At 72.1% G+C, this 23,425-nt stretch carries 19 protein-coding genes and 1 pseudogene; 7 read left to right on the plus strand and 13 right to left on the minus strand.

All coding sequences use genetic code 11. The annotated features are described in order from the left end of the window. Positions 1-212: 212 nt before the first annotated feature. Both AC0KTA_RS18115 and AC0KTA_RS18120 read left to right on the plus strand, forming a co-directional pair. Entirely contained in the window at positions 213-1,517 is a 1,305-nt protein-coding gene (locus tag AC0KTA_RS18115; RefSeq protein ID WP_481056156.1) for a M18 family aminopeptidase, read from the plus strand. Between the two features lie 51 nt (positions 1,518-1,568). Next, positions 1,569-2,066, plus strand: a complete 498-nt coding sequence (locus AC0KTA_RS18120) for an LURP-one-related/scramblase family protein (RefSeq protein WP_481056157.1) — start codon at positions 1,569-1,571, stop codon at positions 2,064-2,066. A 186-nt stretch (positions 2,067-2,252) separates the two neighbouring features. Here AC0KTA_RS18120 and AC0KTA_RS18125 read toward each other — a convergent pair whose 3' ends face one another. Further along, entirely contained in the window at positions 2,253-3,041 is a 789-nt protein-coding gene (locus tag AC0KTA_RS18125; protein WP_481056158.1) for a carbon-nitrogen family hydrolase, read from the minus strand. A 136-nt stretch (positions 3,042-3,177) separates the two neighbouring features. On the opposite strand from AC0KTA_RS18125, the gene AC0KTA_RS18130 reads away from it, so the two are divergent. Continuing rightward, positions 3,178-4,002, plus strand: coding sequence for a maleylpyruvate isomerase family mycothiol-dependent enzyme (locus AC0KTA_RS18130; RefSeq protein ID WP_481056159.1), 825 nt, complete (start codon positions 3,178-3,180; stop codon positions 4,000-4,002). Between the two features lie 77 nt (positions 4,003-4,079). On the opposite strand, the gene AC0KTA_RS18135 is transcribed toward AC0KTA_RS18130, so the two are convergent. Further along, positions 4,080-5,429, minus strand: coding sequence for an MFS transporter (locus AC0KTA_RS18135; protein ID WP_481056160.1), 1,350 nt, complete (start codon positions 5,427-5,429; stop codon positions 4,080-4,082). After that, positions 5,426-6,100, minus strand: a complete 675-nt coding sequence (locus AC0KTA_RS18140) for a GntR family transcriptional regulator (protein ID WP_481056161.1) — start codon at positions 6,098-6,100, stop codon at positions 5,426-5,428. The genes AC0KTA_RS18135 and AC0KTA_RS18140 overlap by 4 nt, the downstream gene beginning before the upstream one ends. Positions 6,101-6,417: 317 nt before the next feature. On the opposite strand from AC0KTA_RS18140, the gene AC0KTA_RS18145 reads away from it, so the two are divergent. After that, positions 6,418-7,296, plus strand: a complete 879-nt coding sequence (locus AC0KTA_RS18145) for a D-alanyl-D-alanine carboxypeptidase family protein (protein ID WP_481056162.1) — start codon at positions 6,418-6,420, stop codon at positions 7,294-7,296. Between the two features lie 92 nt (positions 7,297-7,388). Here the strand turns inward: AC0KTA_RS18145 and AC0KTA_RS18150 are convergent, their stop codons facing one another. The 3 genes from AC0KTA_RS18150 to pdhA are packed head-to-tail and all read right to left on the minus strand — an operon-like array spanning position 7,389 to position 11,075. Continuing rightward, entirely contained in the window at positions 7,389-8,837 is a 1,449-nt protein-coding gene (locus AC0KTA_RS18150; RefSeq protein WP_481056163.1) for a dihydrolipoamide acetyltransferase family protein, read from the minus strand. A gap of 10 nt (positions 8,838-8,847) precedes the next feature. Next, entirely contained in the window at positions 8,848-9,828 is a 981-nt protein-coding gene (locus AC0KTA_RS18155; RefSeq protein ID WP_481056164.1) for an alpha-ketoacid dehydrogenase subunit beta, read from the minus strand. A gap of 2 nt (positions 9,829-9,830) precedes the next feature. After that, positions 9,831-11,075 carry a pyruvate dehydrogenase (acetyl-transferring) E1 component subunit alpha gene (gene pdhA, locus AC0KTA_RS18160; protein WP_481056165.1) on the minus strand — a complete coding sequence of 415 codons (1,245 nt, stop codon included), beginning with the start codon at positions 11,073-11,075 and terminating at the stop codon, positions 9,831-9,833. 359 nt (positions 11,076-11,434) lie between these two features. Between pdhA and AC0KTA_RS18165 the strand changes: the two genes are divergently transcribed. Further along, positions 11,435-12,094, plus strand: coding sequence for a response regulator (locus AC0KTA_RS18165; protein WP_481056166.1), 660 nt, complete (start codon positions 11,435-11,437; stop codon positions 12,092-12,094). Positions 12,095-12,185: 91 nt separating this feature from the next. Continuing rightward, positions 12,186-12,734 carry a pyridoxamine 5'-phosphate oxidase family protein gene (locus tag AC0KTA_RS18170; protein WP_481056167.1) on the plus strand — a complete coding sequence of 183 codons (549 nt, stop codon included), beginning with the start codon at positions 12,186-12,188 and terminating at the stop codon, positions 12,732-12,734. A gap of 56 nt (positions 12,735-12,790) precedes the next feature. Here AC0KTA_RS18170 and AC0KTA_RS18175 read toward each other — a convergent pair whose 3' ends face one another. Continuing rightward, positions 12,791-14,395, minus strand: a complete 1,605-nt coding sequence (locus AC0KTA_RS18175; RefSeq protein WP_481056168.1) for a protein kinase domain-containing protein — start codon at positions 14,393-14,395, stop codon at positions 12,791-12,793. 365 nt (positions 14,396-14,760) lie between these two features. On the opposite strand from AC0KTA_RS18175, the gene AC0KTA_RS18180 reads away from it, so the two are divergent. Beyond that, on the plus strand, positions 14,761-16,428 hold the full coding sequence (locus AC0KTA_RS18180) for a protein kinase domain-containing protein (protein ID WP_481056169.1): 1,668 nt from the start codon (positions 14,761-14,763) through the stop codon (positions 16,426-16,428). A 145-nt stretch (positions 16,429-16,573) separates the two neighbouring features. Here AC0KTA_RS18180 and AC0KTA_RS18185 read toward each other — a convergent pair whose 3' ends face one another. From AC0KTA_RS18185 to AC0KTA_RS18210, 6 genes and pseudogenes are all read right to left on the minus strand, one after another. Further along, on the minus strand, positions 16,574-17,113 hold the full coding sequence (locus AC0KTA_RS18185; RefSeq protein WP_481056170.1) for a bacterial proteasome activator family protein: 540 nt from the start codon (positions 17,111-17,113) through the stop codon (positions 16,574-16,576). A 169-nt stretch (positions 17,114-17,282) separates the two neighbouring features. Continuing rightward, the gene (locus tag AC0KTA_RS18190) at positions 17,283-17,810 is read right to left on the minus strand and encodes a hypothetical protein (protein WP_481056171.1); all 528 of its coding nucleotides are present in this window, start codon (positions 17,808-17,810) and stop codon (positions 17,283-17,285) included. Between the two features lie 515 nt (positions 17,811-18,325). Beyond that, on the minus strand, positions 18,326-19,318 hold the full coding sequence (locus tag AC0KTA_RS18195; protein ID WP_481056172.1) for an NAD(P)H-quinone oxidoreductase: 993 nt from the start codon (positions 19,316-19,318) through the stop codon (positions 18,326-18,328). A gap of 30 nt (positions 19,319-19,348) precedes the next feature. After that, on the minus strand, positions 19,349-20,428 hold the full coding sequence (locus AC0KTA_RS18200; RefSeq protein ID WP_481056173.1) for a potassium channel family protein: 1,080 nt from the start codon (positions 20,426-20,428) through the stop codon (positions 19,349-19,351). Beyond that, entirely contained in the window at positions 20,425-22,140 is a 1,716-nt protein-coding gene (locus AC0KTA_RS18205; RefSeq protein ID WP_481056174.1) for a molybdopterin molybdotransferase MoeA, read from the minus strand. The genes AC0KTA_RS18200 and AC0KTA_RS18205 overlap by 4 nt, the downstream gene beginning before the upstream one ends. A 230-nt stretch (positions 22,141-22,370) precedes the next feature. Then, positions 22,371-23,402 (minus strand): annotated as a pseudogene (locus tag AC0KTA_RS18210) (NTP transferase domain-containing protein); the annotation flags it as partial. Between the last annotated feature and the right edge of the window lie 23 nt (positions 23,403-23,425).

A 23,425-nucleotide genomic window follows, 5' to 3' on the forward strand; every position in this document is an offset into this window, starting at 1 on the left:
GCGTCACCGCACCCGCACCCGCCGACGGCGGGCAACCCCCGCAGGAGACGCCCACCCCGCGGTCGACTGGAAACGGGCGGGCGGGTGGGAGAGATCCGCCGCGGAGCGGCGGGACAGGAACAACCCCCGCGGCGCGGCACAGAAAAACGACCGCCCAGCCCCGCGCACGCGGCCCGCGACGGGCTCAGGGCGCGCCTGGCTAAGGTGACGCCATGAGCACACGCGCCCGCTTCGACCGCGGCCACACCGACGACCTCATCACCTTCCTGGCGGCGAGCCCATCGCCGTACCACGCCGTGGCGAGCGCCGCCGAACGCCTGGAGAAGGCCGGCTTCCGCCAGGTCGGCGAGACCGACGCCTGGGACGCCGGCACCGGCGGCAAGTACGTGCTGCGCGGCGGCGCGATCATCGCGTGGTTCGTGCCGGAGGGCGCCGCCCCGCACACTCCGTACCGCATCGTCGGCGCCCACACCGACTCCCCGAACCTGCGCGTCAAGCCCCTGCCGGACACCGGCGGGCACGGCTGGCGCCAGGTCGCCGTCGAGATCTACGGCGGCCCGCTGCTCAACTCCTGGCTGGACCGGGACCTGGGCCTGGCCGGCCGCCTGTCCCTGCGGGACGGAACGTCACGCCTGGTCAACATCGACCGCGCCCTGCTCCGCGTACCCCAACTGGCCATCCACATGGACCGAGGGGTCGTCAGCGAGGGCCTGAAGCTCGACAAGCAGAAGCACATGCAGCCCATCTGGGGGCTCGGCGACGACGTCCGCGAGGGCGACCTGATCCGCTTCGTCGCCGAGGAGTGCGGCCTGGACGCGGCCGACATCACCGGCTGGGACCTGATGACGCACTCCGTCGAGCCGCCCGCCTACCTCGGCCGCGACCGCGAGCTGCTCGCGGGCCCCCGCATGGACAACCTCCTGTCCGTGCACGCCGGCACGGCGGCCCTCGCCACCGCCGCCACCGCCCCGGGCGCCGACGAGCTGCCGTACATCCCCGTGCTCGCCGCCTTCGATCACGAGGAGAACGGCTCGCAGTCCGACACCGGCGCCGACGGCCCGCTGCTCGGCACGGTCCTGGAGCGGTCGGTGTTCGCGCGCGGCGGGACGTACGAGGACAAGGCGCGCGCCTTCGCGGGCACCGTCTGTCTGTCCTCCGACACCGGCCACGCCGTGCACCCCAACTACGCCGAGCGGCACGACCCGACGCACCACCCGCGCGCCAACCAGGGCCCGATCCTGAAGGTCAACGTCAACAACCGTTACGCCACCGACGGCGGCGGCCGCGCCGTCTTCGCCGCCGCCTGCGAGAAGGCGGGCGTGCCGTTCCAGTCGTTCGTCTCGAACAACGCGATGCCCTGCGGCACCACGATCGGCCCGATCACGGCGGCGCGGCACGGCATCAAGACGGTCGACGTGGGCGTGGCGATCCTGTCGATGCACAGCGCGCGCGAGCTGTGCGGCGCCGACGACCCGCACATGCTGGCGGACGCGCTGCTCGCGTTCCTCGAAGGCTGAACCGGACGGCCCGTAAGGGCAAATCGCCCGTTTCGGGGTACTCATGGCCGCATGAGACTTCTCGTACGCGACCGGCTGTTCGGCATCGGTGACGACTACTGGATCGAGGACGACCAGGGCCGCAAGGTCTTCTTCGTCGACGGCAAGGCGATGCGCCTGCGGGAGACCTTCGAGCTGAAGGACATGCAGGGGCGGGTGCTCATCGACATCCGGGCGAAGATGCTCGCCCTGCGCGACACGATGGTGATCGAGCGCGAGGGCGAGCCGCTCGCCACGGTGAAGCGCAAGCGGCTGTCCCTGCTGCGCAACCACTACCGGGTGGCGCTCGCCGACGGCACCGAGCTCGATGTGAGCGGCAAGATCCTGGACCGCGAGTTCGCCATCGAGTACGACGGCGAACTCCTCGCGGACATCTCACGGCGCTGGTTCCGTGTCCGCGACACGTACGGCCTGCACATCACCCGCGAGGACGCGGACCCGGCGCTGCTCCTGGCCATCGCCATCTGCGTGATCCGCCTAGCGGAGAAGGAGCGCGGCGCGGCGGAGTAAGCGCTTCGCTGGATGTGCTGTGCCAAACCTGCGGCCCGGTGGGGGCTGGTCGCGCAGTTCCCCGCGCCCCTTACGGGGCCCTTCGTACCGCAGCGGACTTTGCCGACCCGCCCGCTCCCGCTGTGGGCAGCTGGGCCGCCAGGGGCGGCTCCCGACCCTCAAGGCAGCCCAGGCCGACGGCAACCGTTACGGCAACCTGCGGTCCTTCAGGGCCGGGAACTGTTCCCGCGTCTCCGCGACCTTCTCGAGGTCGAGGTCGACGGTGAGGATGTCTTCCTCGGCTCCCTCAGACTCGGCGAGCACCTCGCCCCACGGGTCGACCGCCACGCTGGCCCCCGCCTGCGGCACCCCCGCGTGCGTCCCCGCCGTCCCGCAGGCCAGGACGAACACCTGGTCCTCGACGGCCCGCGCCCGCGCGAACAGCGACCAGTGCGCCCGGCGCCGCGCGGGCCACCCCGCCGGCACCACGAACACCTCGGCGCCCGCGTCGACGAGCCCCCGGAAGAGCTCGGGGAAGCGGAGGTCGTAGCAGGTGGCGAGGCCGAGGACGGTCTCGGGCGTGCGGACGGTGACCAGTTCCGTGCCCGCGCCCATCATGACGGCCTCGCCCTTGTCGAAGCCGAAGCGGTGGATCTTCCGGTACGCGGCGGCGAGCTCGCCCTCGGGCGAGAAGACGAGGGAGGTGTTGTAGAGGGCTCCGTCGGGGGCGCGCTCGGGGATCGATCCGGCGTGCAGCCACACCCCGGCCTCCCGCGCGGCCTTGGCCATCGCCTCGTACGTGGGACCCTCGACCGGCTCCGCCTCCGCCGCGAAGGACTCGTACGCGAACGCCCCCGTCGTCCACAGTTCGGGCAGGACGATCAGACCGGAACCCTCGCGCTCGGCGACCTCGCGCACCAGCGAAGAGACGCGCTGCCTACGGGAATTGACCGATTCCTCATCGTCTACGGCGATCTGGAGGAGAGAGGCGCGCACACTACCACCGTCCTGGCATTCGAGCCGTCAACTGGGCCTACGATCGTCACACGAAAGCACTGCAGGGGTGCCCGTGGGCAGCGTAACTTAGCGGTCCAAGACACCCACCGCCCGCGTACGACCGCCGAGGGGTCCCGTGAGTCTCCATCCCAGCCTTCAAACCTACGCCGATGCCTGGACCCACGCAGTGGAAGCGATATCCGAGCTGGTCACACCACTCCCCGAGGGAGAGTGGAACCGGGCGACCCCGTGCCCGGGCTGGTCGGTCCGGGACATCGTCTCCCATGTCATCGGCCTCGACTGCGAGATGCTCGGCGACCCGCGCCCCATCCACACCCTGCCGCGCGACCTCTACCACGTGACGAACGAGAGCCAGCGCTACATGGAGATGCAGGTCGACGTGCGCCGCCACCACACGGCGCCCGAGATGACCGGCGAGCTGGAGTACACGATCATCCGCCGCTCGCGGCAGCTCAGGAACGAGTCCCGCGATCCGTCGACGAAGGTGCGCGGCCCGCTCGGCACCGAGCAGACCCTGGAACTCGCCACGCGGGTGCGGGCGTTCGACGTGTGGGTGCACGAGCAGGACCTGCGCACGGCCCTGAAGAAGCCGGGGAACCTGGACTCGCCGGGTGCGTACGTCGCCCGTGACCTGCTGCTGCAGGGGCTGCCGAAGGTCGTCGCGGAGAAGGCGGGCGCCCCCGCGAACTCGGCGGTCGTCTTCGATGTCAGCGGCCCGGTCGAGTTCCTGCGCACGGTCCGCGTCGACGCGGAGGGCAAGGCCACGGTGGACAGCGCCCCCTCGCTCGGGCCGCTCGCCACCATCGGCATGGACTGGGACACGTACTTCCGGCTCGCCTGCGGGCGCGTGACGTACGCGTCCGTCAAGGACCGGGTGAAGATCGAGGGCGACCAGGAGCTGGGCGACGCGATCCTGGGGGACTTCGCGGTCACGCCGTAGCACGCAGGCCGGGGGTTCCGGGACCTGCCCGGAACCCGGCCGCGCCCCGGACAGAACCTGTCCGGATCACGGCGATCTCACGCCGGGACGTGCACCGTCTCCACCCGGCTGGCCACGAGCCGCTCCCGCTCCCGCCGGGCCGCCCGCGTCCGCAGCCGCAGGATCTGGCTGACGCCGAGCGCCTCCAGGACGAAGACCGCGGAGAAGGCGATCCGGTAGTTGTCACCGGTCGCGTCGAGCAGCACACCGATGGCGAACAGCGTCACCATCGAGGCGATGAAACCACCCATGTTGGTGATGCCGGACGCCGTCCCCTGCCGCTCCGGCGGATTCGCGGGCCGCGCGAAGTCGAAGCCGATCATCGAGGCGGGGCCGCAGGCGCCGAGCACCACGCACAGCACCACGAGCAGCCACAGCGGCGCGTGCTCCGCCGGGTAGGCCAGCGTGACCGCCCAGAGCGCCGCCGTCGCCGCCACCGTGCCGAGCGCCAGCGGCAGCCGCGCCGCGTGGTGCCGGGCGACGACCTGTCCGTACACGAGCCCGATCGCCATGTTGGCGAGGACGACCAGCGTGAGCAGGTCCCCCGCCGCGCCCCGCGAGAGCCCCTGCGCCTCGACGAGGAACGGCAGGCCCCACAGGAGCAGGAACACCATCGCGGGGAACTGCGTCGTGAAGTGCACCCACAGGCCGAGCCGGGTGCCGGGTTCCCGCCAGGACAGCGCGATCTGTTCGCGTACGTAGCCGGGGCTCAGGCCGCGCGCGGATCCCGCGCCACCGGCCCGGCGCGCCCCGACCGGTTCCGGACCGTGGCCCTCCGGGTGGTCCTTCAGGAACAGCGTCATCAGTACGAGGACGACGACACCGGCGAGCGTGCTGCCCGCGAACGCGGTGGTCCAGCCGACCTCGTGCAGCAGGCGGGCCAGGACGAGGGTGGAGACGAGGTTGCCCGCCATGCCGACGAGCCCGGCGAGCTGGGCGACCAGCGGGCCGCGCCGGGCCGGGAACCAGCGCGTGCCGAGCCGCAGCACGCTGATGAACGTCATCGCGTCGCCGCAGCCGAGCAGCGCGCGCGAGGCGAGGGCCATGCCGTACGAGGGCGAGAGCGCGAAGCCGAGCTGGCCGAGGGTGAACAGGACCGCGCCGAGGGTGAGGACCTTCTTGGTGCCGAGCCGGTCGACCATCAGGCCCACGGGTATCTGCATGCCCGCGTACACGAGGAGCTGGAGGATCGAGAACGTCGACAGGGCGGACGCGTTGACGTGGAAGCGGTCGGCGGCGTCCAGGCCCGCGACGCCCAGCGAGGTGCGGAAGATGACGGCGACGAAGTAGACGGCGACGCCGGTGGACCAGACCAGGACGGCGCGCCGGCCGCCGGGCGGGTCCCCGGGCAGCCGGGCCGCGCCGGGCGCCGCCGCGTCGGTGGTCATCGTGCGGCTCCGCGGGCGAGGTGCTGGAACCAGCCGACGTGCCGCGTGACCACATCCACCGCGGCGTCGGCGTCCTCGGCCGTGAGAGCCGCGAGGATCTCCTCGTGCTCGGCGAGGGTCTTGGCGATGCGGTCGGGGTGGGAGTGCATCACGGCGACGCCCATCCGCAGCTGGCGGTCGCGGAGCTGGTCGTAGAGGCGGGAGAGGATGTCGTTGCCGCCGCTGCGGACGATCTCGGCGTGGAAGCAGCGGTCGGTGACCGCCGCCGCGGCGAGGTCGCCGGCCGCGGCCTGCTCCCGCTGCTTCTCCAGGAGTTCCGTCAGCCGGTCGAGCAGTCCGGGCGGCGCGGGCACGGCCTTGCGGGCCGAGTGCGTCTCGACGAGCAGCCGGGTCTCGACCACGTCCGCGATCTCCTGTGCGGAGACCGGCAGGACCAGGGCGCCCTTCTTCGGGTAGAGCCGGAGCAGCCCCTCGACCTCCAGCTTGAGCAGCGCCTCGCGCACCGGCGTGCGGGAGACGCCCACGGCCTCGGCGAGCTCGCCCTCGGTGAGGAGGGTGCCGCCCTCGTAACGGCGCTCCAGGACGGCCTGTTTGACGTGCGCGTAGACGCGCTCGGCGGCGGGGGGCTGCTTGAGGGAGGGGGGCAGGGGGACGGACGGCGCGGCTGGCATGCGCACAGCATAGATACAACACGTATACGCGGACAGGACGGTCCACGATCCGGACGGATGGCCGAGGACCGCCCCTCCGGCTCGCAGGCCCCTCCGAGTCGCAGGCAAGATCACGTCGCCTTGCACGCAAGATCACATACTTGGCCGCACCTTTACCTGTTTCGCATGCATCCGTTCCGGCCCCTCGTGAGTCTTCACTGTGGCGGCTCCCCATGTCGGCTGATTTTCCAGGGCATTGGGAACAAAAGCCGCCAACTACCTCATCAGCAGGGAACAACGGAGCGTTCATCTTGAGAATCCGCACCCCGGGCGTGCGCGTGCGCCGTATAAGCGCAGCCGCTGCCGTCACCGCCGGAGCCGTCCTGACCACGGGCGCCGTCGTCGCTCCCGCGCAGGCCGCCGCGCCGCCCAAGCCGTCCATCGCCGCCAAGGGCGGCTTCCTGATGAACAACGGCACGGGCAAGGAACTGTTCGGCAAGGCCGCGGACACCCGCCGCGCCACCGGCTCGACGACGAAGATAATGACCGCCCGGGTGGTCCTCGGCCAGCGGAACCTCAACCTGGACTCGAAGGTCACCATCCAGAAGGCGTACAGCGACTACATCGTCCGCAACAACGCCTCGCACGCCCGCCTGATCGTGGGCGACAAGGTGACGGTCCGCCAGCTCCTGTACGGGCTGATGCTGCCGTCCGGCTGCGACGCCGCGTACGCCCTCGCGGACAAGTACGGCAAGGGCTCGTCCCGCGCCGCACGCGTGAAGTCCTTCATCGGCCAGATGAACAAGACGGCCAAGGACCTGAAGCTGAAGAACACGCACTTCGACTCGTTCGACGGCATCAGCAACGGCGCCAACTACTCGACGCCGCGCGACCTGTCGAAGCTCGCGAGCAACTCGATGAAGTACTCGCAGTTCCGCACGATCGTGAAGACGAAGTCGTACACGGCGAAGACGAAGATGAAGAACGGCGGCACCCGCACCATGGCGCCGTGGAAGAACACCAACGCGCTGCTCGGCTCCTACCGCGGCGCCATCGGTGTGAAGACGGGCTCCGGCCCGCAGGCGAAGTACTGCCTGGTCTTCGCGGCGACCCGCAACGGCAAGACGGTCATCGGCACGGTGCTCACGTCGACGTCCTCGGCGAACCGGCTGAAGGACGCGAAGAAGATCATGGACTACGGCTTCAAGGTGGCCTAGCCGCCGGTAGTTCCTGAGTACGGGATTTCCTGAGTACGAGGACGGGGCCCGCCGCACATCGCGGCGGGCCCCGTCCTCGTACCGGCGGGCGCTTACGCCCAGGTCATCAGCCGCTTCGGCTGCTCCAGGATCGCCGCCACGTCGCCGAGCACCTTCGAGCCCAGCTCCCCGTCCACCAGGCGGTGGTCGAAGGACAGCGCGAGGGTGGTCACCTGACGCGGCTTCACCTTGCCCTTGTGGACCCACGGCTGGAGCTTGATCGCGCCGACCGCGAGGATCGCGGACTCGCCGGGGTTCAGGATCGGCGTGCCCGTGTCGATGCCGAAGACACCGATGTTCGTGATCGTCACCGTGCCGCCCTGCATGGCGCCGGGCGACGTCTTGCCCTCGCGGGCCGTCGCCACCAACTCGCCGAGCGCACCGGCCAGTTCCGGCAGGGTCTTGGCGTGCGCGTCCTTGATGTTCGGCACGATCAGGCCGCGCGGGGTGGCCGCGGCGATGCCCAGGTTCACATAGTGCTTCTGGACGATCTCCTGGTTGGCCTCGTCCCAGGCGGCGTTCACGTCCGGGTTGCGGCGGATCGCGAGCAGCAGCGCCTTGGAGATGAGCAGCAGCGGGTTCACCCGCAGGCCCTCGAAGGCACGATCCTGCTTGAGCTCCTCGACCAGCTTCATCGTGCGCGTCACGTCCACCGTCACGAACTCCGTGACGTGCGGTGCCGTGAAGGCCGAGCCGACCATCGCCTGCGCGGTGGCCTTGCGGACACCCTTGATCGGCACGCGGGTCTCGCGCCCGTCGCCGGGCGCCGCCCTCTCGACACCCTGCGCGGCCGTGGGCGCCGGGGCCTCGACGGACGGCGGGGCCGCCGCCGGGGCGGGGGCCGCCGCCGCGTGCACGTCCTCACGGGTGATGATCCCGTCGGGGCCGGTCGGCGTGACAGCGGCGAGATCGACGCCAAGGTCCTTGGCGAGCTTGCGAACGGGGGGCTTGGCGAGGGGGCGGGTGCCCGGGGCCGCCGGAGCGGGGACCGGGGCCGGTGCCTCGGGCGGCGCGGCGTGGCCGTTCATCTCGCCCTGCACCGCCGCCGCGTAGTACGTCGCGGCGGGCGGCTCCTCCTCCTGGCCGGGCGCGGGCTTGCGGGCCCGGCGCTTGGTGGAGGACTCGGAGACCCCGTACCCGACGAGAACCGGCTGGCGCCCCTTGGGCGCCTCGGCCTCGGCCTCGGCCTCGGCGGGCGCAGCCTCGGCGGCAGCCTCGGCCTCAGGGACCGCACCCCCGGCCGCACCCACGGTAATGATCACCTGGCCCACATCGACCGTGGACCCCTCCGGGAACCGGAGCTCCCGCACTGTCCCGTCGAACGGGATGGGCAACTCGACGGCGGCCTTGGCCGTCTCCACCTCGCAGACGACCTGTCCGTCGGTGACGGTGTCCCCCGGCGCGACATACCACTTGAGAATCTCGGCCTCGGTGAGCCCCTCGCCCACATCGGGCATCTTGAACTCGCGGACGGCCGAAGCGGTGTCAGTCATTGTCGTCACGACCTCTCCCTCAGTACGCCAGCGAGCGGTCGACGGCGTCGAGCACTCGGTCGAGGCCCGGCAGATAGTCCTCTTCCACCCGCGCGGGTGGATACGGGGAGTGGAAGCCGCCGACCCGCAGCACCGGCGCCTCCAGGTGGTAGAAACACCGCTCCGTGATGCGCGCGGCGATCTCGGCGCCCGAGCCGAAGAACACCGGCGCCTCGTGCACCACGATCAGGCGGCCGGTCTTCTCGACCGAGGCCTGCACCGTGTCGAAGTCGAGCGGCGAGATGGAGCGCAGGTCGACGACCTCCAGGGACTTGCCCTCCTCGGCGGCGGCCGTGGCCGCCTCCAGGCAGGTCTTCACCATCGGGCCGTACGCCACGAGGGTCGCGTCGGTGCCCTCGCGGACCGTGCGGGCCTTGTGCAGCGGGTCCGGGATGGCGTCGGTGTTGACCTCGCCCTTGTCCCAATACCGCCGCTTGGGCTCGAAGAAGATCACCGGGTCGTCGCTCTGGATGGCCTGCTGAAGCATCCAGTACGCGTCCGATGAGTTGGACGGCGTGACCACCTTCAGGCCCGCGACGTGCGCGAACAGCGACTCCGGGGACTCGCTGTGGTGCTCTACGGCGCCGATGCCGCCGCCGTACGGAATGCGGATGACGACCGGCACCTTGATCTTGCCGAGCGCCCGCGCGTGCATCTTGGCGAGCTGCGTGACGATCTGGTCGTACGCGGGAAAGACGAAGCCGTCGAACTGGATCTCCGCCACCGGGCGATACCCGCGCAGGGCGAGGCCGATGGCCGTGCCGATGATGCCGGACTCGGCGAGCGGGGTGTCGATGACCCGGTCCTCGCCGAAGTCCTTCTGCAGGCCGTCGGTCACCCGGAAGACGCCACCGAGCTTGCCGACGTCCTCGCCCATGACGAGGACCTTCGGGTCGGCGTCGAGCGCCGCCCGCAGAGATTCGTTGATCGCTTTCGCGATCGGCAACTTCTGTACGGCCATGACTACTTGACCTCCCCGCCCGCGGCGGCGTTCACAGGCGCGTCCACGAACGACGCCTGGTAGGCGGCGAACTGGGCGCGCTCCTCGTCCACGAGCGCGTGGCCGTCCGCGTAGATGTTCTCGAAGATCGACATCGGCTCGGGGTCCGGCATCGCCCGCACCACGTCCCGCACTCGTTTGCCCAACGTCTCGCTCTCGGCCTCGAGTTCCGCGAAGAATCCCTCATCCGCGTGACCTTCGGCCTCCAGGTGGGCCCGCAGCCGCTGGATCGGGTCCTTGGCCTCCCAGGCCTCGCGCTCCTCGTCGCGGCGGTAGCGCGTCGGGTCGTCGGAGGTGGTGTGCGCGCCCATGCGGTACGTGAACGCCTCGATCAGCGAGGGTCCTTCGCCGGCGCGCGCCCGCTCCAGGGCCCACTTGGTGACCGCGAGACAGGCGAGCACGTCGTTGCCGTCGACGCGGACGCCGGGGAAGCCGTAGCCCTGCGCGCGCTGGTAGAGCGGCACCCGGCTCTGCTTCTCCGGCGGCTCGGAGATGGCCCACTGGTTGTTCTGGCAGAAGAACACCACCGGGGCGTTGTAGACGGACGAGAACGTGAACGCCTCGGCCACGTCGCCCTGGCTGGTGGCGCCGTCACCGAGGTAGGCGATCACCGCGCTGTCCGCGCCGTCCTTGGCCACGCCCATCGCGTAGCCGGTGGCGTGCAGCGTCTGCGAGCCGATGACGATCGTGTAGAGCTGGAAACCGTTGGTGTTGGGGTCCCAGCCGCCGTTGTTCACGCCGCGGAACATGCCGAGCAGCAGCGTCGGGTCGACGCCCTTGCACCAGGCGACGCCGTGCTCGCGGTAGGTGGGGAAGACGTAGTCGTCCGCGCGGGAGGCGCGGCCCGAACCGACCTGTGCGGCCTCCTGGCCGAGCAGCGACGGCCACAGGCCGAGCTCGCCCTGTCGCTGCAGGGTGACTGCCTCCGCGTCGAATCGGCGGGTCAGAACCATGTCCCGGTACAGGGCACGGAGGTCGTCCGGGGTGACGTCGGCGACGTACGCGTCGTACGCGGCGTTCTCGACCCGCTCGCCCTCGGGGGTCAGGAGCTGTACGAGCTCGGGCTCGCCGCCCCGAGCGGCCTCTTTGCCCCGAGCGACGTCCTTCTTGGTGCCGGCGCTCTTCTTGGTGCTGGTGCTGGCACTGGCGCGTTTGCCGCCGCTGCCTGCGCGGCGCGGTGTGCGCGCGGCGGTGCTTTCCACGGTCACGTGTGCTCCTCCGTCGGTCCGGCCCCCGGGGTCCACCGGGAGACCAGTACGGCTCGCCCGATTCCAGCCCGTCGCACGGGGTGGGTGCGGCTCGGCTGGGACAAGGCGTGACAGTCGTCCCGGCGAGCGCCCTTCTCCAAGCACGGTACCCAGTGCGTGCCAAAACTGTGAAACCCCGTCTGACCTGCAATTTTGCTTGGATTTCCAAGTAAATTCCGCTAGGAAATCCGAGTAAATCGAGAAGCGCGGAAACACAGCCTGGTCACAGCCCTGATCACAGCCTGGCAGGGGGCCGGAACACCGGCACGTTATCCCGCCCACCTAGGGCACGGGAAGAGCCGATGTGTGACACTGACAGCGTGCGCGAAGAAGGAAAAATCACCGTATTCCTGCTCGATGATCACGAAGTCGTCCGGCGCGGAGTCCATGAGCTGCTCTCCGTGGAGTCCGACATCGAGGTGGTCGGCGAGGCCGGCACTGCGGCGGACGCGCTGGTGCGCATTCCGGCCACCCGGCCGGATGTGGCGGTCCTCGACGTGCGCCTTCCCGACGGCAGCGGCGTCGAGGTGTGCCGCGAGATCCGTTCACAGAACGACTCCATCAAATGCCTGATGCTGACGTCGTTCGCCGACGACGAGGCCCTCTTCGACGCGATCATGGCCGGCGCCTCCGGCTATGTCCTGAAAGCCATTCGCGGCAATGAACTGCTCACCGCGGTGCGCGACGTCGCCGCCGGAAAGTCCCTGCTCGACCCGGTCGCCACGGCCCGCGTCCTGGAGCGCCTGCGCGACGGCAACAACGCCAAGGGTGACGACCGGCTCGCGAACCTCACCGAACAGGAACGCAAGATTCTCGACCTGATCGGCGAGGGCCTGACCAACCGCGCCATCGGCGAGCGGCTGCACCTCGCCGAGAAGACCATCAAGAATTACGTCTCCAGCCTGCTGTCCAAGCTGGGCATGGAGCGCAGGTCGCAGGCTGCGGCGTACGTGGCGCGAATGCAGGCCGAACGGCGCTGAGGGCTTGGCCTGCTTACACGGGACTTATGGCCCCCTCTTCCGGGGCAGGGTGCTCTTTTTCCGGCGCAGGCGGGTGGCGCAGGGTGGGGACATGCCGACCGAGGAGCCGACCGAAGAACAGCTCGCCTACGAACTACTGCGGCGCACGGACTACGGCCGGGTGGCGACCAGCATGCGGGCGCTGCCCTTCCTCGCGGTGGCGCGGCATGTGGTCGTCGACGGCCGCATCCTGCTGCGCATGCACCGGGGTTTCGGCTATCACCAGGCGTGCGCGGGCAGCGTCGTGGCGTACGGAGCGGACAATCTCAGCACCGAGACGGAGCGCGACGGCCAGTGGACCGTCCAGTTCCTCGGCCAGTGCGAAACGGTCACTCCGACCCCCGCGGAACAGCACCTCTTCGGCCCGGTCCCCCACTACGTGGACGGCGACCTCTTCGACCCGGTGTACCTGTCCATAACCCCCCAAACAGCCAAGGTCCACACCTTGACGGGCCGCCCTACGGCCGAGGCCCCGGCCGAGCCTGCGGGCGGCGCCCCGGCTGCCGCTGCCGCCGCTCCTGTGGGCAGCTGGGCCGCCCAGGGGGCGGCACGGGTGGGCACAGGGGCGGCCCCGCGGCGCCGCGCAACCCACTCTCCGTAACGCCAGCCCCGGTACCGGGCACGGTCAAGCAGTGGCCGGCCCCGGCACCGAGAGGGTCACTCCGTGTCCCCCTCGCCCCCCTGAACGGCACCCTCACTGTTACCCCCGTCATCCGTCGGATCGGTCGTCGGGTCCGTCGGATCGGTGGGCGGATCGGTCGGATCGGTCGGCGGATCCGTCGGATCGGTCGGCGGATCGGTCGGCCCGGTCGTCGGGTCCGTCGGATCGGTGGGCGGATTCGTCGGCTGCGTCGGCTGGTGCGTGTCCTGCGTGGGCGGCTGCGTCCAGTCCCCGGTCTGCCCGCCACTGCCGTCACCGCCGGGCTGCGTGGCCCCGTCCGGCGTCTCCTCGTCCTTGCTCTTGCTGGGCGACTTCTCCTGCGACTGCTTCGTCGACGGCGTCGTAGGAGTCTTGTCCTTCTTGCCGCCGTTGTCGTCCCCCGCGGACAGCGCGAAGGCGACACCCGCCGCGATCGCGATCACCGCGAGCACGGCCAGGATCCACACCTTGCCGCGGCCGCCCCCGCGGCCCCCGTCCCGGTGCCCGCCGTCGAAGCCGCCGTCGTCGCCGCCCGGAGGCCGCAGCATCGGCCCGGGAATCGCCTGCGTACCGGAGTCACCGGGGTGCGGCATGGCGGCCGTACCGGCGACACCCATCGCGGGCGTGTGCGCGCCCTCGTGCATGCCCGCCAGCTCGACGGGACCGGTGTTCCAGGTCCCGGTGTGGCTGCCCTGCTCGGCCAGCATCTGCAGGCCGTACTGGACCAGGCCGCGCATCTCCTCGGCGGTCTGGAAGCGGTCGTCCGGGTCCTTGGCGAGCGAGCGCATGACGAGCCCGTCGAGCTCCGGCGGCGCCGCGTCGGAGACCTCCGACGGCGGCACCGGAGTGTCCTGGACGTGCTGGTAGACCACGGACAGCGGCGTCTCGCCGGTGAACGGCGGCCGCAGCGCGAGCAGTTCGTACAGCAGACACCCGGTCGCGTACAGGTCACTGCGGTGGTCGACGGCCTTGCCGAGAGCCTGCTCGGGCGAGAGGTACTGCGGCGTGCCCATGACCATGCCGGTCTGCGTCATCGTCGACTGCGCCCCGTGCAGGGCGCGCGCGATGCCGAAGTCCATCACCTTCACGGCACCGGTATGGGTGATGCTGACGTTCGCGGGCTTGATGTCGCGGTGCACGATGCCGTGCTGGTGGGAGTACGCGAGCGCCTCGAGCACGCCCGACACGATGATCAGGGCCTGCTCCGGACCCGGGGCCTCCGCGTTGATCAGCAGATCCCGGATCGTGCGGCCCTCGACGAGCTCCATCACGATGTACGGCACGGAGTTGCCGTTGATGACGTCCTCGCCGGAGTCGTAGACCCCGACGACCGCGTGGTGGTTCAGGCCGGCCACCGACTGCGCCTCGCGCGTGAAGCGCGCCTTGGACACCGGGTCCTCGGCGAGGTCGGAGCGCAGCAGCTTGACCGCGACGGTGCGGCCGAGACGTACGTCCTCGGCGGCGAACACCTCGGCCATGCCACCGCGGCCGAGGCGGCGGGTCAGCCGGTACCGGCCGTCGCCGACAAGTCCGCCATTGCCCCACATCTCAGGTGAGTCCGACATACCGCCGCCAGTCGCCTCGGGGTCGGACGGGCCCTGAGCGCGCTGCGTCTGTGCCATCAGTCCTCGCCGTCGTTTCTGATCGTGGTCCGTCGTGTGAGGAGCGTGTACCGGATCCGTGATAGAGCGCGGTACGGGGTCCTCCGCCGTGCCACGCTACAGCCTTCTCGGGGGCCGCCGGTCCGACGTGGACCGGCCGTCAAACCCGCCGGGGGCCCGGCGGGGCAAACTTGTAACGCTTCCGAGACTCTTCTTGCGCGTACGGTCACGGAACGGGCACCGAGCTTGACGTGTCACTGCCCTCGGGCAGACTTGGCCAGGAATAGCGGATCGATCACCGTCACCACGACGTCTTCGGTCGCACCCATAGCCACAGTCACAGCCGCGGCGCCGTCTCGCGCCCGCGCCGATGGGGGACGCACGACATGAGCCAGGACGGCGCTCAGGGCCGGTACGCGGGCAGTTCACTGGCCGGCGGCCGCTATCAGCTGCGCGATCTGCTCGGCGAGGGCGGCATGGCCTCGGTGCACCTCGCGTACGACACCGTGCTCGACCGCCAGGTCGCGATCAAGACACTGCACACGGAGCTCGGCCGCGAGCAGTCCTTCCGCGAGCGCTTCCGCCGCGAGGCCCAGGCCGTGGCCAAGCTCACGCACACGAACATCGTGTCGGTCTTCGACACCGGCGAGGACACGTTGTCCATCAGCGGCTCCGCCGCGGGGGACGGCGCGATGATGCCGTACATCGTCATGGAGTACGTCGAGGGCAAGCCGCTCGGCTCGGTCCTGGACGCGGCCATCCGCCAGCACGGCGCGATGCCCACCGACCAGGCCCTGAAGATCACCGCCGATGTGCTCGCGGCCCTGGAGATCAGCCACGAAATGGGCCTGGTCCACCGCGACATCAAGCCCGGCAACGTGATGATGACGAAGCGCAACGTCGTCAAGGTCATGGACTTCGGCATCGCCCGCGCCATGCAGTCCGGCGTCACGTCGATGACGCAGACCGGCATGGTCGTCGGCACCCCGCAGTACCTCTCGCCCGAGCAGGCGCTCGGCCGCGGCGTGGACGCCCGCTCGGACCTGTACTCGGTCGGCATCATGCTCTTCCAGCTGGTGACGGGCCGGCTCCCGTTCGACGCGGACTCGCCGCTCGCCATCGCGTACGCGCACGTCCAGGAGGAGCCCGTCGCTCCCTCCTCGATCAACCGTTCCCTTCCGCCCGCGATCGACGCGCTCGTCGCCCGCGCGCTGAAGAAGAACCCGAACGAGCGTTTCCCGACCGCGGAGGCGATGCGCGACGAGTGCCTGCGGATCGCCCAGTCCTTCCAGACCGCGGCGCCCAGCATCGTTCCCGGGGCGCAGACCGCGAGCGGCGCGGGCGTGGGCTCCGCGGTGTTCCCGCCGGTCGACACCGCGGCGCCGGCCGCGGGCGGCGTCCAGACGCCGTACCAGCCGGGCCCCTACGGCCCCGCGACCCCGGCCCCCGCGCCCACCCCCACGCCGGGGTACGGCTACCCCCAGCCGGGCTACCAGACCCCGGCACCCACGAACGCGTACGCCCCGCAGGCGTCCCAGACGCCGCCTCCGTACAACCTCTCCCCGCAGCCCGCGACGGCCACGCCGTCCGGCGGACCGGGCCGTGCGGGGGGCTCGGGCGGCGGCAAGCGGAACATGCCGGTGATCATCGGCTCGATCGTCGTCGCTCTCCTCGCGATCGGCGGCGTGATCGCCGCGGTGTCGCTGAGCGGCGGGGGCGACGACGACGGTGGCGGCGGCAACGAGTCGAAGAAGCCGGTGGCGGGGCACCGGGGCCCGGACCGGACGAACACCGTCGAGAAGACGGAGTGCACGGAGCCGGAGAAGGCCTATAACGACCCGAACAAGATCAAGATGCCGGACTTCGCCTTCAAGGACTGGCGCTCGGTGCTGTCCTGCCTGCAGGCGGCCGGCTGGCACTACGACAAGAACAAGGTCGACGAGAACACGTACGGCGAGGACACGATCATGCGGACCGTGCCCAAGGCGGGCGAGGACCTCGACCCGAAGAACGTGGACATCCAGTTCGACATCTCGACGGGCAACCCGGCCTGAGGCTGCGCTGCCGCAGCGGCGCCAGCGCGACGCGCCTGACAGTGTGAGCACGACGAGGGGCCCGGCACACAGTGTGTGCCGGGCCCCTCGTCGTGTGGTCGTGTGCGTGTGCCGCACGTGTCCTCGTACGGGCCGTGCCTGACGGCTAGAGGTAAGGGCCGCCGCTGCGGCCCGCGATGCCGCCCTCCTCGCCGCCCTCGTGCCCGGTCGCGCCGGGCGGCAGCGCGCGGCGCATCTGCTCGAGCTGGGCCCGCGCGGCCATCTGCTGGGCGAACAGCGTCGTCTGGATCCCGTGGAAGAGACCCTCGAGCCAGCCCACCAACTGGGCCTGCGCGATGCGCAGTTCCGCGTCGCTCGGCGTCGCCTCCTCGGTGAAGGGGAGCGAGAGCCGCTCCAGCTCCTCGACGAGCTCGGGGGCCAGACCGTCCTCGAGCTCCTTCACGGAGCTGTGGTGGATCTCCTTCAGGCGCACCCGGCTCGCCTCGTCCAGAGGTGCCGCCCGCACCTCCTCCAGAAGCTGCTTGATCATGCTGCCGATGCGCATGACCTTCGCAGGCTGCTCGACCATGTCTGTCACCGGGACTTCGCGGGACTCGTCGTCTCCGCCTCCGAGAGCCATTCCGTCCTGGCCCACGACCAGGACCTGGGGGTTCTCCGGCGACCGTTCGTTCCTCGGCATCTCCATGCCGCCATTCTCTCGCACCTGTTGCTCACACCTCCGTGGTGCCCCCATAGACCGGTGATCCACCGTGTACGAGGGCGTACGCGATGTCCAACGGGGACGGGTCGGTCACCTTGTGTACGGGGCCGTACGGGCTGGACGCGTCCGGCGGGTGCGGGCTGGGCCCGGGCGGTCAGCCCTGGCGCAGGCGCAGGCCGAGGAAGCCCAGGCCGAGGCCGATGAGGACCATGCCCGCGCCGAGCGGCAGCACCCGCAGGCCGGGGAACGCGGGCCCCTCGGCCGCCCGCTCGCGGGGTGCGTCGGCCGTGGTGGGCGGCGGTGGCAGGACGGGATTCGGCCTGGGCTGCGCCGGGCGGCGTACCTCGCGGGGCGGGGGCGGCAGCGGACGCCAGACGGCCGGGTCGGGCACGGCCCCCTGCTCCACCCGCCCGGGCCGCTGCCGCCCTTCACCGGCCCGGCTTCCGGCCAGCGAGCCGGTGCCGTAGTAGGGGGCGGAGGCGGTGGGGGACGGGTCGGGGGGTGTGGGGGCGGTGGGGGCGCGAGGGGCGCTGGGGGCGGCAGGGGTGCCGGGGGCGGCAGGAGCGCCGGGGGCGGCAGGAGCCGCGTACGCCGTCGTCGTACCGCATGCGACGGGCAGCAGCGCCGCCACGAGCACCGGCGGTGCCGCCGCGCGGAGGGCGGCCCGCAGCCGTGATGTCACCGCGCTGACCCCCTCCCGGTGCCGGGTCGTCGCCGAGATGGCAGAACGCCCGGACCCGCGCCGCACACGAGGATCAAAGGGCGTACGGCCAGCGTCACATGACGCACCACATCCGGCATCTCGGCGACGCCCGGCGGGGGCGGCGCCTGGGGGGGCGGCGCCTGGGGGGGGCGGCGCCTGGCGGGGCGGCGCCTGGCGGGGCGGCGCCTGGCGGGGCGGCGCCGGGGGGGGCGGCGCCCGTCGAGGTGACACCCGGCGGGACAGCGCCCGGCGGGGGCGGCGCCCGGCGAGGCGGCGCCCGGCGAGGCGACACCTGGCGGGGCAGCGCCCGGCGAGGCGACACCTGGCGGGGCAGCCCCCGGAGAGACGCCCGGCGAGGCAGCGCCCGGCGAGGCGAGGAGGGCCACAGGGTGTGGGCCCGGGTGACGCGTGTGGCGCGACGACCTGTGGCGAGCCCGCGTGTGGCGCGCCCACGTGTCGCGAACCGGCTCGTGGCTGTTCGGGCGGAGTGCCGCTCAGGCCCCGTCCGCCTCCCGCGTGAGGAGGACCTTCCCGATGTGCCCGCTCTCCTCGAGGACCCGGTGCGCCGCGGCCGCCTCCCGCATCGGGAGCGCGCGGTCCACGACCGGGCGGACCTGGCCCGCGCCGATCAGGGGCCACACATGCTCCCGTACCGCCGCGACGATCGCGGACTTCTCGCTCACCGGGCGGCCGCGCAGCGAGGTCGCCGTGATGGCGCCGCGCTTGCCCAGGAGCGCGGCGATGTTCAGCTCGCCCTTCACGCCGCCCTGCATGCCGATGATGGCGAGGCGGCCGTTGACGGCGAGGGCGCGCACGTTCCGGTCCAGGTACTTGGCGCCCATGATGTCCAGGATCACGTCCGCCCCGGCGCCGTCCGTGGCCCGCCGGATCTCCTCGACGAAGTCCTGCTCGCGGTAGTCGATGAGCACGTCGGCGCCCAGCTCGCCGCAGAACGCCAGCTTCTCCTTGCCGCCCGCGGTCACCGCCACCTTGGCGCCGACGGCCTTCGCGAGCTGGATCGCCATGGTGCCGATGCCGCTCGCGCCGCCGTGCGCCAGCAGGGTCTCGCCGGGACGCAGATGGGCGACCATGAACACGTTCGACCACACCGTGCAGGTGACCTCGGGCAACGCCGCCGCCGTGACGAGGTCGACGCCGTCCGGCACCGGAAGGACCTGCCCGGCGGGCACGGCGACCCGCTCCGCGTACCCGCCGCCCGCGAGCAGCGCGCACACCTCGTCGCCCACCGACCAGCCCGCGACACCCGCGCCGACCGCGGCGATACGGCCCGAGCACTCCAGGCCCGGGTAGGGGGAGGTGCCGGGCGGCGGATCGTAGAACCCCTGCCGTTGCAGCAGGTCGGCGCGGTTCACGGCGCTGGCGGCCACATCGATGAGGACCTCGCCCTCACCGGGTACGGGATCGGGGACCTCGGCCCACTGAAGCGCCTCGGGCCCGCCGGGTTCGGGGATCGTGATCGCATACATGCGGGCGAGGCTACTCCCGGGCGACCACGGTCACCGTGGTTGCGGCGGCGCCGGTTGCGGGGACGCCCGCACGATCGTGATCAGGCGGTCCGTCAACTGCAGTGTGCCGATCGCCGGATCGTCGTATCCGAGCACGCGGTGGCCGCGTACGACACTGACGACGAGGTCGTCCGTCTCCCGCACGCCCCGCCCCACCTCGGCCTTTATCACCGGCCGTTCGACGAGGTCGAGCCCGCTGCCCTGCTGGATCAGGTCCTCCATGACCAGGCCCGCGCTCGGGCTGAGCACCGAGAGGCCGAGCAGCCGGCCCGCCGCGCTGGCGCTGGTGATGACGGCGTCGGCGCCGGACTGGCGCAGCAGCGGCGCGTTCTCCTCCTCGCGCACCGCGGCCACGATCTTCGCCGTGCGGTTGAGCTGCCGCGCGGTGAGCGTGACGAGCACCGCCGTGTCGTCGCGCTGCGTCGCGATGATGACCTGGCGGGCCCGCTGCAACTCGGCCCGCAGCAGGACGTCGCTGCGGGTGGCGTCCCCGACGACCCCGGCGAAGCCCTCCGCCGTGGCCGCGTCGACGACCTTCGCGCTCGGGTCGACGACCACGATCTGCTCGGGCTTCAGACCGGTCGCCTGCACGGTCTGCACCGCCGACCGGCCCTTGGTGCCGAAGCCGACGACGACGGTGTGGTCACGCAAGTTGGACCTCCAGCGGGACAGCCGCCATTCCTCACGGGTGCGTTCGGTCAGCACTTCGAGCGTGGTGCCGACCAGGATGATCAGGAAGAGCACGCGCAAGGGCGTGATCAGCAGGATATTGGTGAGCCGGGCGCTGTCGCTGTGCGGCACGATGTCGCCGTAGCCGGTGGTGGAGAGCGTCACGGTGGCGTAGTACGAGGCGTCGAGGAAGTCGATCTCCTCGTTGGCGTTGTCGTGGTAGCCCTCGCGGTCGACCCACACGATGAGGATCGTCACGAAGAGCACGAACAGCGCCATCAGCAGCCGCTTGCCGACCTGGCGCAGCGGCCGCTCGACCACGCGGCGCGGCAGCTTGACCTGGTGTGTCACCAAATGTTCGTCGGCTTGGCGCGCGATCGCGTCATGGCCGGGAAGTTTCACGTGAAACACACCCCGTCGTCGGGCCCGAGTCCGCCCAACTCCCCGTGCTGTCCGCCGGGTTCGGTCCAGGGCAGGTCGAGGATCTCCAGCTCCTGCCCCTGGCGTGCACCACCTGCCGGAACCACCGCGAGCCCGTCGGCGGCCGCGATGCCGCGCAGCATCGCGGGGCCGTTGTAGTGCAGCGGCACCGCGTACTCCCCGCGCAGCGTGACCGGGACGAGCCGGGTGTCGTGCGGATGGCCTTGTACGTCATCACGCAGCGGCGCGACGTACGGCTCCGGGGCCGGGCGGCCCGCGAGCCCGCGCAGCAGGGGCTCGGCCAGCGTCAGCAGCCCGGAGACGGCGGCGAGGGGGTTGCCGGGCAGGCCGACGAGGTGGCGCGCGGGGGTGCGGGGCTCGGCCTGGGATTGGGACTGGCCCTGGGTGTGGGGCTCGCCCCGGCCGCCTGCTCGGGATCTCGGGGCCGTCCGGGGGAGGCGGGCGAGCAGCATGGGGTGGCCGGGGCGCACGGCGACGCCGTCGACGAGCAGCTCGGCGCCGAGGCGGCGCAGCGTGGGGTGGACGTGGTCGACGGGCCCGGACGCGGTGCCTCCGGTCGTCACGACCACGTCGGCCGTGGACGTGGCGAGGGCTTCGTACAGCGCCTCGGCGTCGTCCCCGAGCCGCCGGACCGCGGTCACCTCCGCGCCGAGCGCCCGCAGCCACGGCGGCAGCATCGGCCCGAGCGCGTCCCGGATGCGGCCCTCCTGGGGGAGCCCCGCGGTCAGCAACTCGTCGCCCAGGACCAGGACTTCGACACGGGGGCGGACGGCGACGTGCAGCGCGTCGTACCCGGCGGCCGCGGCGAGGCCGAGGACCGCCGGGGTCACCAGCGTGCCGGGCGGCAGCAACTGGTCGCCCGCCCGGCACTCCTGGCCGCGCGGCCGGATGTCCTGACCGGGTACGACCTCACGCCGAGCGTGCAGATGGCCCTTGCCGTCGACGTGGCCGTGCTCGCTGCGGATCACCGCGGTGGTGTCCCGCGGGATCCGGGCGCCGGTCGCGATCCGCACCGCCTCGCCGTCACCCAGCGCACGCGGCCTTTCCTGCCCCGCGAGGATCCCGTCGGGCAGCAGCCCCCAGGGCCCCGGCCCGGCCACGGCCCACCCGTCCATCGCGGAGGTGTCGAAGGAGGGGAGGTCGGTGAGGGCGGTGAGGGCAGTGGTGAGCGTGCGGCCGAGGGCCAGGGGGAGGGGGGTGGGGGTGCCCAGGTGGGCGACGGCGGTGGTGGGGGTGCCCAAGTGGGCGACGGACGTGGTGGGGGTGGCCGCCGACCGGCCGGTGGCCTGGGGCGCCTTCACCGCCGAGACCGCGGCTGAGGCGCCGGCGCGACGAGCGGTGGAACGGGCTTGGGACCAGGGGGTGTTGTGGGGGGTGGTGGGGGTGTGGGCCGTGGTGGGTGCTGGGCTTGGGCCTTCGGGGGCGGGGGTGCTGGGCTGTGCGTCGGAGGCGTCGAGCGGGCCGAATGCGCCGGACGCGTCGGACGCGTCGGACGGGCCGGAGTCGCCGGGTGCGTCGGACGGGCCAGGTGCGCCGGGTGTGCCCGGCGTGCCGGCGGTTTCCGCGTGGGGCGGCCGCGCGGAAGCCGCCTCACCCTTGGCCCGGCCCCGGCCCTCGTTCGCCAGGGCGAGCGCCTCGTCGAGCTCGGCGTCGGCCGCGTGCTGGCCGCTCACGAGGAGTCCGGCTTGGGGGTGAAGGGGACGTCCGGCTCGGGAGCAACAGGCACGTCCGGCTTGGGAGTGAAGGGCACGTCCGGCTCGGGAACGACGGGCACATCCGGCTTGGGGGTGAACGGGACGTCCGGCTCGGGAGCAACAGGCACGTCCGGCTTGGGAGTGAAGGGCACGTCCGGCTCAGGAGCCACAGGCACGTCCGGCTCGGGGGTGGAGGGCGCGCCTTGGGTCGCGTCGGGCGAGTGTGGGCCGGACGAGGCCTCCGTGTCCGACGGCGAGGGCTTGCCGACTGCGGGCGACGCGCCGGACGCGTCCGGCCGGTCCTCCTGCGCCCACCGGGCGGCGAGCGCCGCCGCCTTGCGGGCGGCCTCCGCCACGGCCTGCGGCCCGCCCCCGCCGGCCGAGGCCCGCGCCGCCGCGTACCCGACGAGGAAGGTGGTCAGGGGCGCCGCGGGCCGGGCCACGCCGTGCGCGGCGTCGCGGGCGAGGTCGAGCAGGATGCCGGTGTCGACGTCGAGCTCGATGCCCAGTTCGTCCTTGACTGCGGTAATCCATTCATCCAACACGTGCCCATGCTCCCTGATCCGCGCGCGGGCCGTCGCGATGTCGTCCCAGGTGTCGCAGTCGAACGCGGCGAGGGGGTCGGCGATCCGGACGAGCTCGAGCCGTGCGGTGAGCCGCCGGAGCGGAAGCCCGGCGAGCCCGCGCGCGCCCGCCGCCCCCTCCGGCGGAGCACCGCCGCCCCTCGAACCCTCCGCAGCCGCGCCCTCCTCCGCGAGCGCCGCGAGCCCGCTCCGCAGCGCCGCGCTCCGGTACACCGCGACGAGCGGCTGGTCCCGGCCGTCGGGGTCGGTCAGCACCGCGCCGTCCGCGCCGTCGGCCGCGCTCAGGGCGGCGACGAGCCGCCGCACGGTCCGTTCCCGGAGGAACGGCAGGTCGGCGGAGAGCACCACGACAAGCCCGGCCCGGGTGCGGCGCAGCCCGGCGTCCAGCGCGGCCAGCGGCCCGCCGCCCGCGGGCTCCTCGCGCGCCCACACCACGGGCCTGCCGGTGGGCCGGGGTGCCGCGACGACAACGGTCGTCCCGGCCCCGGCGCACGCCGCGAGCACCCGCTCCAACAGGGCCCTGCCGCCCACCCGCACACCCGGCTTGTCCGCGCCGCCGAGCCGCGCGGCCCGCCCGCCCGCGAGCACGACGGCGTCGAAGGGCGCGGTGTCCACGGGGTCGAAGGGGCCGGTGTCGGGGGCCGTGGGCGAGGTCATCCCCCGAGTATGGGCGTACGCGG

This window comes from Streptomyces sp. Y309 (assembly GCF_056712025.1).